Source organism: Propioniferax innocua, assembly GCF_006716235.1.
Classification (GTDB): domain Bacteria; phylum Actinomycetota; class Actinomycetes; order Propionibacteriales; family Propionibacteriaceae; genus Propioniferax; species Propioniferax innocua.
The window spans coordinates 450332-462475 of the sequence record NZ_VFOR01000001.1; the positions used below are offsets into that span (position 1 = coordinate 450332).

At 64.3% G+C, this 12144-nt stretch carries 11 protein-coding genes; 3 read left to right on the top strand and 8 right to left on the bottom strand.

What is annotated here, in order from left to right:
* Window positions 1-42 precede the first annotated feature (42 nt).
* Window positions 43-240: a DUF7455 domain-containing protein gene (locus FB460_RS02055; protein WP_142092455.1), complete on the bottom strand. Its 198-nt coding sequence runs from the start codon at window positions 238-240 to the stop codon at window positions 43-45.
* Between the two features lie 277 nt (window positions 241-517).
* On the opposite strand from FB460_RS02055, the gene FB460_RS02065 reads away from it, so the two are divergent.
* Window positions 518-2599 (top strand): DNA gyrase/topoisomerase IV subunit B, encoded by a 2082-nt coding sequence (locus tag FB460_RS02065; RefSeq protein WP_246044203.1) that lies wholly within the window; start codon window positions 518-520, stop codon window positions 2597-2599.
* 134 nt (window positions 2600-2733) lie between these two features.
* On the opposite strand, the gene FB460_RS02070 is transcribed toward FB460_RS02065, so the two are convergent.
* The 7 genes from FB460_RS02070 to FB460_RS02100 all read right to left on the bottom strand — a co-directional run bounded on the left by FB460_RS02070 (window position 2734) and on the right by FB460_RS02100 (window position 8603).
* On the bottom strand, window positions 2734-3585 hold the full coding sequence (locus FB460_RS02070) for a tetratricopeptide repeat protein (RefSeq protein ID WP_142092456.1): 852 nt from the start codon (window positions 3583-3585) through the stop codon (window positions 2734-2736).
* Between the two features lie 32 nt (window positions 3586-3617).
* Window positions 3618-4286 carry a hypothetical protein gene (locus FB460_RS02075; protein WP_142092457.1) on the bottom strand — a complete coding sequence of 223 codons (669 nt, stop codon included), beginning with the start codon at window positions 4284-4286 and terminating at the stop codon, window positions 3618-3620.
* Window positions 4287-4408: 122 nt separating this feature from the next.
* Window positions 4409-5281: a tetratricopeptide repeat protein gene (locus FB460_RS02080; protein WP_142092458.1), complete on the bottom strand. Its 873-nt coding sequence runs from the start codon at window positions 5279-5281 to the stop codon at window positions 4409-4411.
* A 54-nt stretch (window positions 5282-5335) separates the two neighbouring features.
* Window positions 5336-5956: a hypothetical protein gene (locus FB460_RS02085; protein WP_142092459.1), complete on the bottom strand. Its 621-nt coding sequence runs from the start codon at window positions 5954-5956 to the stop codon at window positions 5336-5338.
* A 99-nt stretch (window positions 5957-6055) separates the two neighbouring features.
* Window positions 6056-6547 (bottom strand): GNAT family N-acetyltransferase, encoded by a 492-nt coding sequence (locus FB460_RS02090; RefSeq protein WP_142092460.1) that lies wholly within the window; start codon window positions 6545-6547, stop codon window positions 6056-6058.
* Window positions 6547-8094 carry an RNA polymerase sigma factor gene (locus tag FB460_RS02095; protein ID WP_246044204.1) on the bottom strand — a complete coding sequence of 516 codons (1548 nt, stop codon included), beginning with the start codon at window positions 8092-8094 and terminating at the stop codon, window positions 6547-6549. The genes FB460_RS02090 and FB460_RS02095 overlap by 1 nt, the downstream gene beginning before the upstream one ends.
* A 134-nt stretch (window positions 8095-8228) precedes the next feature.
* Entirely contained in the window at window positions 8229-8603 is a 375-nt protein-coding gene (locus FB460_RS02100; RefSeq protein ID WP_142092462.1) for a universal stress protein, read from the bottom strand.
* A 163-nt stretch (window positions 8604-8766) separates the two neighbouring features.
* Here FB460_RS02100 and FB460_RS02105 point away from each other — a divergent pair, with 163 nt between their 5' ends.
* Both FB460_RS02105 and FB460_RS02110 read left to right on the top strand, forming a co-directional pair.
* The gene (locus FB460_RS02105; RefSeq protein WP_142092463.1) at window positions 8767-10902 is read left to right on the top strand and encodes a S9 family peptidase; all 2136 of its coding nucleotides are present in this window, start codon (window positions 8767-8769) and stop codon (window positions 10900-10902) included.
* Window positions 10903-11137: 235 nt separating this feature from the next.
* Window positions 11138-12121, top strand: a complete 984-nt coding sequence (locus FB460_RS02110; RefSeq protein ID WP_142092464.1) for a sigma-70 family RNA polymerase sigma factor — start codon at window positions 11138-11140, stop codon at window positions 12119-12121.
* Window positions 12122-12144: the final 23 nt, after the last annotated feature.

Consider the following 12144-nt stretch of genomic DNA (forward strand, 5'->3'; position numbering starts at 1 on the left):
ACCGGAGCCGTCGGCACGCTGTCGCGCGACGCGCTCGAAGCGTCAGGCGTTCAGGCGGCTGCTCTCATCATGAATGTTGAGGGCCACCTGCTTGAGCCGATCGGAGTGCTGACGGCCGTGGTGCGCGCAGAACAGGAGCTCACCACCACCGCTGAGCTCGACGCGCATGTACGCCTGAGCACCGCAGCGATCGCAGCGGTCTGCTGCATTCAGCTCGTGTTCAATCACAGTCGTGGTCATGTTGGCCCTCGCTTTCTCAAGTCATCGTCACACCGTGCAACAATCACACAGAGCAACAACCGACCCGGGATTCGCATTCCCGATGGATGGTTCCCACCGACACTGCCACCGTACCGGGCTTCGGCGAGTTTTCCAGCAACTCCGCCCTCATACCGTCCGCCTCCAGCGAAACCCCACCGTCCGCCTCCGGCAAAACCCCACCGTCCGCCTCCGGCGAAACGCCGACCCGCGCCCCATGCTCCACCCCTCGACGGACAGCCCGGGCTAGGGTTGGTGGGTGCCCAAAGCGACTGCGAAGAACAAGCCTGGCGGAGGTGACTACGAGGCCCGGCACCTGCTGGTGCTCGAAGGCCTCGAGGCCGTCCGCAAACGCCCCGCGATGTACATCGGATCCACCGACACTCGCGGCCTCATGCACTGCCTCTGGGAGATCATCGACAACGCCGTCGACGAAGCCCTCAGTGGTTTCGGCACCGAGATCGGTGTGACGCTGGAGAAGAACGGTGCGATCGTCGTCCGCGATCAGGCGCGTGGCATCCCCGTCGACAAAGAACCCAAGACCGGCCTGACCGGAGTCGAGGTCGTCTTCACCAAACTCCATGCCGGCGGCAAGTTCGGCGCCGGCTCCTACAACGCCACCGGTGGTCTGCACGGCGTCGGCGCGTCGGTGGTCAATGCACTGTCATCACGCCTCGACGTACGTGTGGACCGCAACGGGGCCACACACGAGATGTCCTTCCGCCACGGTGTTCCCGGCGAGTTCGACGGCGACGGCCCCGACGCGAAATTCACCCCCGGCTCGAAGCTGCGCAAGACCGGCAAGATCGGACGTGGCGTCACCGGAACCCGCGTCCGGTTCTGGCCCGATCCGCAGATCTTCGGACGCGACGCCACACTCAACCGTGACCTGCTCTCCGCACGCGCCCGTCAGACCAGCTTCCTGGTCCCCGGGCTCGCAATCACCATCCATGACGATCGTGGCGAGGAGCCCTTCACCGAAGAACATCGCCATGACGGCGGCATCAGCGAATTCTGCGAATTCCTCGCCCCCGATCAAGCCGTGACCGACGTGGTCCGACTCCAAGGTACCGACAAATTCACCGAAACCGTCCCGATGCTTGACGATTCCGGATCGCTCACCCCCACCGATGTGGAGCGGGACCTGGAGATCGACATCGCCCTGCGCTGGGGAACCGGCTATGACACCGTCACCAAGTCGTTCGTGAACATCATCGCCACACCCAAGGGCGGGACCCACGTGAACGGCTACGAGCGAGCACTCGGCAAAGCCGTCACCAAAGCCCTCGACGGCACACGTCTGCTCAAATCCGGAGAACAGGTCACCAAGGAGGATGCCCTCGAGGGCCTGACCTCGGTGGTCACCGTCCGACTGGCCGAACCACAGTTCGAAGGCCAGACCAAGGAGGTTCTCGGCACCCCGGCGGTCTCTCGACTGGTGGCATCGTGCGTCGAACGTGAGCTGGGGCGGTTCTTCACCTCGTCCAAGGCCGGGGTCAAGCAACAGGCACGCACAGTGTTGGAGAAGAGTGTCGCCGCTGCTCGCACACGGGTGCAGGCACGTGCCCACAAGGAGGCCCAGCGTCGCAAGAACGCGCTGGAGAGCGCAACGCTCCCCGCCAAGCTCAAGGACTGCCGCAGCAAGGACGTCGAACGTCGCGAACTGTTCATCGTGGAGGGCGACTCGGCTCTCGGAACCGCGATGTCGGCACGAAGCTCCGAATTCCAGGCGTTGTTGCCCATCCGCGGCAAGATCCTCAACGTCCAGAAGGCTTCGGTCACCGACATGCTGAAGAACGCCGAGTGCGCTTCGATCATCCAAGTGGTCGGTGCCGGGTCGGGCCGTTCGTTCGATCTTGACGCCGCCCGCTACGGCAAGGTCATCTTCATGGCCGATGCCGACTCCGACGGTGCGCACATCCGCTGCCTGCTCGCGACGCTGTTCTTCCGATACATGCGCCCGCTGATCGAGGCCGGCCGCGTCTACAGCGCCGTACCTCCCCTGCACCGGTTCGAACTCACCAACCCGCGCAAGGGCATGGACAAGTACATCTACACGTACTCCGACGCCGAATATCAACGCAAGGCCGCCGAACTCACCAAGAAGAAACTCAACTTCAAGGAGCCGCAGCGCTACAAGGGCCTGGGTGAAATGGACGCCGATCAGCTCGCGGACACCACCATGACCATGGGGCGGCGAACGCTGCGCCGCATCACGCTCGACGACGCTGAAGAGGCCGAGGGCGTGTTCGAGATGCTGATGGGAAACGATGTCGCTCCCCGCAAGGAGTTCATCGTCGATGGCGCCTACCGCATCGACGCCGAGGCCATCGACGCCTGACCCGAACCGCACCGCTCTCCGACCGGACTCTCATACCATCCGACCGGACTCTCATACCAAGTGCAGCGTCTGATCCATGATCAACGCACTCTCGTGCCCGACCCATCGTCAGATGCTGCACTTGGCGCACCGGATCAGGAGATGAGCCCCTGCTCGACGAGAAACGTCCGGTAACGCGGCGGTTCCTCGTCGAGGATGTCCGGCACCTGCATGCGCGCGGCGATCAAACCGTTCGCAGCAGCACGCGTGTTGCCGAGTTCGTACTCACACTCGCCGAGCCGCAGCTGCACATACGGGTTCTCCATGCCGCCGGGGGCCTGCGTCGCACGGAAGAAGGTGTCACGAGCCTCAGCCCACTGACCCTTGTCCATATAGGCATCCCCCATGTGGGCGAGGAACCACATCGATCCGTCGGCTTCGCGTTCGTCTCCGAGAAGCCCGAGGGCACGCTGGCACAGGCCGATGGCGTCATCCCAGCGCTCGGCATCCATCGCCTCCTGGAGTTCGGCGACAATCTGTTGGACTTGGGGAGCATCCACGTTCAACGGTTCTCCCGATGCGGGGCGCTCACCACCCTGCGCGACAGCGATGTAGGACTCATCACGTCCGAAGGCAGACGGACCGAACTCGTCATACAGGGCAGCCAGAATCCGACGTCCCTCCTGCGCATCGCCGGTCTCCCAGGCAAGGACGCCCCGATGGAAGCGCGTCGACGGATCCTCGACGCCATAGTGCTGCTCGAAGCGCGGCAGCCATCTCGTCGCGGCGTCCCACGCGTCAACGCGCTGGAAACTTCCCATCGCCCGATACACGAATCCCTGAAGGCGTTCGTCCGTCGCCGGATCCCCGGGGAACTCGTTCCAGGCACGGTCGAACACCTCGACCACGGCTGCTTGATCTCCGGCAGCCAGCGCCGCATCGAGCGTCGTGTCGAAATCACCGTCCACGACCCAGTCGGCCCACTCGTCGAATGTGCTGAACGACATCGCTGTTTCCCTTCATCGCTGACAACAGAACGTTACGTGCCCGGCACATCGAGCACCCAGTCGCCCTCGGTCGGCATCGCGTCGGCGTATCTGGCGCGTTGGCTACCGCCGTTACGCCAGTTGTCGGGGCCATATTCGAAGATGTAGTTGTCCGCGTCGTGCATCCACGCCTTATTCGTCTCGGGCGGAAGCTTGTGACCCTTCGTGACCCAGTAATCCACAGCATCCTCGGGCATGTGCCCCATCGTGGCCTCGGTGAGATCACGCAGTTTGCCCGACTCGTCCTTCATGAACACCTTGCCGAGATCGTCGGCCACGAGGTCGCGGATGTTGCCGGCGTCATCCATGAACTTCTCGGGTTTGAGCTGACGCCCCATCGAGTCGTACAACAGCGCCGGCTTGCCGTTCGCGCCGACGGACTTACCCTGCAACATATTGCGCCAGATGCCCTGCGAGGTCTCCCCGATGGGTTTACCGGCACGCACTGCGGCCTTCGGCGTCGCTGGATTGGGGCCGAGCAGATGCGACCGCAGTTTCTTCTTCTCCCAACGCGCGACATCGTCCAGATTGTCGGCGACGCGGCGTGCGACGTCGGCGATGTCATCGGTGTACTTCGCCAACTGCGACGGCACTTTGAAGAACTCACCGCAATGTTTGACGATGAAGCCACCGGCTCCCTTGATCACGGTTGTCTTCGCCACGGGAAGAAACTATCGGCGGAGAGCCGTGGTCACCCGCGCCATGCCGAGGAAAGATCCTCCCTGTGGTGTCCTGCCTCGGCACGGAGCGACCGAGCCCGTTCCAGAGCGCGTCGGTCGGTGTGTCAGGAATCGATGAGGCCCTGCTCCCGAAGGAACTTCAGATACTTCGGGGGTTCCTCGTCGAGGATGTCCGGAGCCTGCATGTATGCGGCGATCAGACCGTTGGCTGCCGGACGCTCGTTGCCGAGCTCGTACTCCGACTGGCCGAGACGGAGCTGGATGTACGGGTTCTCCATACCACCGGGCACCTGTGTCGCCAGGGCGAACGTGTCCCGGGCCTCGGCCCACTGCTCCTGCTCCACGTAGGCGTCTCCCATGGTGCCCAGGAACCACATCGCCCCATCGGCGCTGCGTGGATCGCCCAGCAGGGACAGCCCTTCACGACACAGGCCGATGGCCTCATCCCAGCGCCCCGTGTCCATGGCGTCATTCACCTGTTCTGCAACGCCCTGGACGCGCGGATCATCCACCGACAACGCTTCGGCGTTCTCGGCCGCCACCGGCTCACCGGCAGGCGCCGACACCTCCCCGCGCGCCACCGCTACGTAACCGGGATCGGGCAGGAAACCGTTGGGCCCGAAGTCCTCGTACAGCTTGGCCAACTCCGCTTGTCCGGCAACGGCATCACCGGTGTTCCACGCGGTCACGCCGCGGTGGAACCGCACCGACGGCTCCTGCGCCCCGTAGAGCGTCGCCATGCGTGGCACCCAACGGGCTGACGCATCCCACTGGCGGAGATCATGGAAGTGTCCCAGTGCGGAGGAGACGACCCCCTGCAGCCGCTGGTCATCGTGCTCGCCGGGGAATGATTCCCACGCCTCATCGTGGAGTGCAACCACGCGGGCACCGTCTCGCGACTCCACCGCTTCGTCGAGCATCTCGTCGAACTCGTCGTCGATCCAGTCGGCCCAATCGTCGAAGGTCTCAAACCTCATGTGCCGTTCCTCCCACTTCTGTACTGCACCACGCGCCCAGCTCCGCCGAACATGCTAGGTCCCCGGCACATCCGCCGACCATGGTGGGACAGGGTCGGCGTTGGTGTACACGTTGCGCTGCTTGCCACCGTTGCTCCAGTTGTCCGGCCCGTACTCGAAGAAGTAGTTGTCCGGGTCGTGCATCCACGCCTTGTTCGCGTCGGGCGGTGACTTGTAGCCGGTGGTCGTCCAGTAATCGACGGCGTCGACCGGGTAATGCCCCATCGTCGCCTTCGTCAGGTCGTGATGGTTGCCGGCCGCGTCCTTGATGTAGATCTTCTTGAGGTCCGCATCGCCGATCCTACGGATCGTACCGTCGGCATCCATGAACTTCTCGGGCTTCAGCGTCCGTCCCGACTTGGAGTACAACTCGCCGTCGTTGAGCATGCGCCGGAAGATCCCCTGCCCGGTGTCGCCGAGTTTGGTGGGGTTCTTGCCCAGATAATGCGAACGGAGCTTGCCGGTCTTGAAGTTCTTCCGGATGAACGTGTCCATGTCCGGTGTCTTCGCAAGCTTCTTGGCAACATCGGCGGCCTCGTCGAGATTTCCCACGAAGCTCTTGGGGATCCGGAAGTAGTCTCCGCAGTGCTTGACGATGAAGCCACCGACCCCTTTGAACACGGTGGTCTTCGGCATGACGCCAATTTACGACAGCCGCTCCCGGAACCAGCCCGATGAGTGGGGGAATCTTCCTCGATGTCGGCGCCCCGGCCGAGGCGGACGAGCGGTCACGTCTCAGGCACGAACCATGCGGAGATCGCGCGCCCCATCGTCACACGGGCGCTCCCCACCATCGAACTCGAAGCCGTGGCGCCGGTAGAACTCGATGGCCCACTCATCGGCTTCAGTCACCCACAGGTGAGCGGGAGCATCACCGATCGTGACGGTGATGAGATGATCTGCGACGCCAGTGTCCCGAGCGGGCTCGAGCACATGGAGGTGCCAGAGCTCAAGCGGCCCGGGGGCGTCCTCGTCCCGTGCTGTGCCGGCGCGGGAGAACCCGACGAGGGCGTCGCCCTCCCCGGTGTCGTAGACCACCCAGAAGTACGCCCCCATGAGCATGTCCTGCTCCCACGAGGCGATGCGTTCTGACATCTGCGGCTCATGCTCGACGGGGTGTTCCTCCCCTGCCGCATGCGCCTGCCGCCACTCACGGACGAGCACATCGGCGATCTCCGGCAGATCGACGGGCGTCGCCTGCCGCACACGGAATCGTCCCGGCGCCATCAGTCCAGATAATCTCGGAGAACCTGTGAACGGCTCGGATGGCGCAGCTTCGACATCGTCTTCGACTCGATCTGGCGGATGCGCTCACGGGTCACGCCGTAGACCTTGCCGATCTCGTCGAGGGTCTTGGGCTGACCATCGGTGAGCCCAAAGCGCATCGACACCACACCGGCCTCACGCTCGGAGAGCGTGTCCAGCACATCGTGCAGCTGCTCCTGCAGCAACGTGAAACTGACCGCATCGGCCGGAACCACGGCCTCGGAGTCCTCGATGAGGTCGCCGAACTCCGAGTCTCCATCCTCACCCAGCGGGGTGTGCAGCGAGATCGGTTCACGACCGTACTTCTGCACCTCGACGACCTTCTCCGGGGTCATGTCGAGTTCCTCGGCCAGCTCCTCAGGCGTGGGCTCGCGGCCGAGATCCTGCAGCATCTGACGCTGCACACGCGCCAGCTTGTTGATGACCTCGACCATGTGCACCGGGATACGAATGGTGCGGGCCTGGTCGGCCATGGCACGCGTGATGGCCTGCTTGATCCACCACGTGGCGTACGTGGAGAACTTGTAGCCCTTGGTGTAGTCGAACTTCTCGACCGCGCGGATCAGACCGAGGTTTCCCTCCTGGATGAGGTCCAGGAACAGCATGCCGCGACCGGTGTACCGCTTCGCGAGAGACACCACCAGACGAAGGTTCGCCTCGAGCAGGTGGTTCTTCGCCTCGCGTCCATCGGCCGCGATCCACTCGTAATCCTCGCGATGACTGGCTTTGACCTTCTTCTCGGGATCCGCCAACTGCTCTCCGGCGAACAGGCCTGCTTCGATTCGCTTGGCAAGATCGACTTCCTGCTCGGCGTTCAGCAGGGCAACCTTGCCGATCTGCTTCAGATAGTCCTTCACCGGGTCAGCGGTCGCACCAGCAACCATGACCTGCTGCTCGGGCTCATCGGCGTCGTCGGTGTCGGAGAGAGAGAAGCCCTGCTCCTCGGTGAGCTTCTTCTCCTCCTCAGCCGTCTCCTCGGGCTTGAAGTCCTTCTCGTCGACATCGTCGAGCGTCCGCTTCTTGCCCACGGTCACGACCACATGGTCGCCCTCGATCTTGCCGGTCACCTTGCGGTTGACGAGGTCGTCGAGCACTTGCTCACGTGTGACCTCGTCCCCCACCTCGGGATCGATCGCCACCGTGGTCTTCTTCGCGGTCGACTTCTTTGCTGTCGTCGCCGCCTTCTTCGCCGCGGTGGTCTTCTTGGCGGCCGTCTTGGTGGCGGTCGCCGTGGCCTTCTTGGCCGCAGTCTTCTTCGCCGCCGTGGCCTTCTTCGCGGTCGTCTTCTTCGCCGTCGTCTTGGTGGAGGTCGCCGTGGCCTTCTTGGCCGCAGTCTTCTTCGCCGTCGACTTCGCCGCAGTGGTCTTTTTGGCTGCCGTCTTCGTGGCTGTCGTTTTCTTGGCTGCCGTCTTCTTGGCAGCTGCCGCCTTCTTCTTGGTCGTTGCTGAGGGCTTGGACTGCCCCGCGCTGGCCTCGGCGTCGGCGTTGTCCTTGGAAGTCGGCGTCACTATTACCTCTCGACCAAATGTTTCAGGGCACAGCAGGGCACGCTGTTGTCAACGTTTCTGCAACTCAGCCATCATGCCACGGTGACGCTCACTATTCGAATCGCGGCGTGTCCCGGATAGCCGAAGATGTTCGTTCACTCGGTCTCGTCGCCGGCCTTCACGGTGAGCACCGGGCACGGCGCATCGAGCAGAACCTTCTGGGCATTCGCTCCCAGAAGAAGCTTCCCTGTGGGCGAACGGCGCCGCAGACCGATCACGATCATCGACGCATGAACGCGCTCAGCCTCGTTCATCACCCGCTCCGCCACAGCCCCGGGCTCCCCCGCCTCGACGACCTCATAATCCTCGACGCCGGCCCGCTCCAGGGCCGCACGGGCCACAGCGACATCATCAAGCGGGCCAGTGGGGACCAACACAAGACTCGTGCCGCGCGCCAGGACCTCCGTGATCGCAGCGTGCAGCGCTGTCACTCCCTCGGGTTTCTCCGAGAACCCCACGACTATGGGCACGACACCTCCCGAACTCGCCCCGGATCAGCATTCCGCGTTCGCCACAGCATGCTTTCCTCCAGCATGTTTCGTACAGCATGCCCTGTGAAGGGCCGAGTCGCGAGCGGACACCTCCACGTGGCCGGACGCAGCCGCGTCGACGCTGTCCACTACTCTCCCGCACATGCCCAATCGCATCACTCCACCGATCGCCCCCGAACATCCCATCGCGCGGGAACACCACGGCCACCACGTCACCGATCCCTATGAGTGGATGCGTGACACCGAGGCCAGCGAGTTCATCGAGTATCTCGAGGCTGAGAACGCCTGGACCGACCACGTGACCGCTCCGTTGGGCGACCTCGCCGAGGAGCTTTATCAGGACGTGTATGCGCGCACGCAGCAGACCGACCGGTCGGTACCGACGCTCCGCACGCATCAGACCGCCACCGGGCCGCAACGCTTCTGGTACTACGGCCGTACGGTCGAGGGCTCCCAATACGGCATCTCGTGCCGAGTACCGGCGTCCGACACGACCATGCCCGATCTCTTTGAGGAGATCGAGGGCGAACAGGTGCTTCTCGACGCAAACCTCGAGGCCGAGGGAACCGAGTTCTTCTCCCTGGGCACTCTGTCGGTCAGCCCCGACGGGCGGCTGCTCGCGTACGGCGTCGACACCCTGGGCAACGAGCGGTACACCCTGCGGTTCCGTGACCTGACCACCGGCGAGGAACTCGGCGACGTCATCGACGACACCGCCGGCCCCGTCGCATGGTCCGGCAACGACACGATCTACTACCTGCGAGCCGATGAGGCCTGGCGTCCTCACAAGGCATTCCGGCACGTGCTCGGCGCGGATGAGGACACGCTGGTGTTCACCGAGCCCGATGAGAAGTTCTGGATGTCGATCGGCAATTCCACCGATGAGCGGTGGGTCATGCTGGGGCTCGGCTCGAAGCTCACCACCGAGATGCACATGCTGGACACACAGAACCCCGACGCCGGGTTCTGTTGCATCCGCCCGCGTGAGCAGGGGCTCACCTACGAGGTCGAGGTGGCCGGTGACCGACTGCTGATCCTCCATGATCAGGACGACCCCGACTTCTCCCTCGCCCAGGCCCCACTGCCCGGCAAGGGCGACACCACATCCTGGACCGAGGTGATCGCCCCGCAGAAGAGTGTTCGCCTCGTCGACGTGGATGCCCACACCGACCACGTGATCGTGGAGCTGCGCCGCGACGGGCGCACCGAGATCAACCTCATGACGCGCGACGCCGACGGCGCCCTCCTGCCCGGTCAGGACATCGAGTTCGACGAACCCGTGCGTACCGTCAGCGCGTTGGGTGCCCCCGACTACGACAGCCCCACGTTCCGCATCGCCTACACCTCCATGGTCACCCCGCCGATGATCATGGAGGTGGACGTCGCAACCGGTGAACGCACAGTTCTCAAGCAGAAACCAGTGCTCGATCACCCGTCCAAGGGCTCCTACAACCCCGACGACTACGTGCAGGAGCGCCTCTGGGCCACCGCCGAAGACGGCACCCGCGTCCCCATCTCGGTGGTCCGGCGACGCGATGTCCCCCTCGACGGCACTGCTCCCGCGCTGCTGTATGGCTACGGGTCTTACGAAATCTGCAACGACCCCGGTTTCTCCATCATGCGCCTCTCCCTGCTCGAACGCGGCCATGTGTTCGCCATCGCACACGTTCGCGGCGGCGGCGAGATGGGACGCGCTTGGTACGACGAGGGCAAACAGCTCTGCAAACGCAACACCTTCACCGACTTCATCGCATGCGCACGCCATCTGATCGCAGAGGGCTACACGAGCCCCGATCGACTCGCCGCCGAGGGCGGCAGCGCCGGTGGCCTGCTCATGGGTGCGGTGGTGAACCTCTCTCCCGAGACCTTCGCCGCAGTGCACGCCGCGGTCCCCTTCGTGGACACTCTCACCACGATCCTCAAGCCCGAGCTGCCGCTCACCGTGACCGAGTGGGAGGAATGGGGTGACCCGCTCCACGACGCCGAGGTGTACGAGTACATGGCGTCCTACACCCCCTACGAGAACATCGAGGCAGTCCAGCACCCGGCGATCCTGGCGACCACGAGCTTCAACGACACTCGCGTCAGCGTCGTCGAACCGGCGAAGTGGGTGGCCCGGTTGCGCGCGACATCCCAGAATGCTCCTGAAGATGTCCTGTTGAAGTGCGAGATGGTGGCAGGGCACGGCGGCGTCAGCGGACGCTACCGGGCTTGGCGTGAGGCGGCCTTCGAGCTGGCCTGGATCATCGATCGGACCGGTGGAACGCACCGGGAATGAATCCGGCGAGCCATGCGTTGATTCAATTGAGCAGTAACGCAGGCATACCCCGACGCGGCCCTGATATAGCCCTCACCCCCACATGGGACACAGGATCACCGCGGAGGGAACCCCGGTCAGACCACGGTCTTAGATTCATCCGACCCCAGCACGGAACCGTGGAAATCAGGGTCTTTCGGGATTCTTTTCGCCACTGGAAGTCGTTGACTGTACGTACGCACGAAAGGAGCCCCAGATGTCCACGAGCAAATCCACCCGGGCCCGAGCGAGTGAAGGAATCGACGGCAAGGATTCCGTCGGCCTCTACTTGGAGGAGATCGCCAAGACACCTCTGCTGACCGCTGCAGAAGAGGTGGAGCTCGCCCGCGACATCGAAGCAGGGCTCTACGCCGAGAAGATCCTGGCTAAGGAGATCACCGCCAAGGAACGCACCGCAGCCGCCCGCACCTACGGGGGCGCCGCCAAACGGGTCACCACCGAGGAACTCGAGGCCCTCGTGGCCAAGGGTGAGCGGGCCCAGCGTCGTTTCACTCAGGCCAACCTTCGCCTCGTGGTGTCGGTCGCCCGCAAGTACGGACGTGCCCAGATGCCGCTGCTGGATCTGGTCCAGGAGGGCAACACCGGCCTCATCCGTGCGGTCGAGAAGTTCGACTACACCAAGGGCTTCAAGTTCTCCACGTACGCCACGTGGTGGGTGCGTCAGTCGATCAGCCGCGGCATCGCCCAGCAGGGCCGCATCGTGCGCCTCCCGGTGCACGTGGCCGAGCAGGTCAACCAGGTCAATGCCGCGCGTCGGACGCTCGAGCGTCGTCTGGGCCGCGAGCCCGAGATCGAGGAGATCGCCGAGGAGCTCGAACTCGAGCCCGACCGCGTGATCGACCTGATCCGTTGGGGCCGCGACCACATCAGCCTCGACGCCCCCGTCGAGGAGGACGGCGACACCTCACTCGGTGACCTCATCGCCCGCGAACCCACTCCCGGCCCCGATCAGATGGTCATCGGCGCCGAGGAGCGTGAGCGTCTCGACGCCATGCTGGAGGATCTCGACGAGCGTTCTGCCGATGTGGTGCGTCGCCGCTACGGCCTCCACGACGGCCGTCAGGCCAAACTCGCCGACATCGGCGCGGTCTGGGGCATCACCGCCGAGCGCGTGCGTCAGATCGAACGTCACGCCCTGGCCCAGCTGCGTGCTCCCAAGCAGACCAGCAGCGCCGCCTGAGCCCGGCAGCATTCGCCTCAGGC

Excerpts from the sequence above, each read along its gene's own strand:
- FB460_RS02085 (WP_142092459.1), bottom strand. The coding sequence starts at position 5,956 with ATGCCGAAGACCACCGTGTTCAAAGGGGTCGGTGGCTTCATCGTCAAG.
- FB460_RS02110 (WP_142092464.1), top strand. The coding sequence starts at position 11,138 with ATGTCCACGAGCAAATCCACCCGGGCCCGAGCGAGTGAAGGAATCGAC.
- FB460_RS02105 (WP_142092463.1), top strand. The coding sequence starts at position 8,767 with ATGCCCAATCGCATCACTCCACCGATCGCCCCCGAACATCCCATCGCG.
- FB460_RS02070 (WP_142092456.1), bottom strand. The coding sequence starts at position 3,585 with ATGTCGTTCAGCACATTCGACGAGTGGGCCGACTGGGTCGTGGACGGT.
- FB460_RS02055 (WP_142092455.1), bottom strand. The coding sequence starts at position 240 with ATGACCACGACTGTGATTGAACACGAGCTGAATGCAGCAGACCGCTGC.
- FB460_RS02090 (WP_142092460.1), bottom strand. The coding sequence starts at position 6,547 with ATGGCGCCGGGACGATTCCGTGTGCGGCAGGCGACGCCCGTCGATCTG.
- FB460_RS02080 (WP_142092458.1), bottom strand. The coding sequence starts at position 5,281 with ATGAGGTTTGAGACCTTCGACGATTGGGCCGACTGGATCGACGACGAG.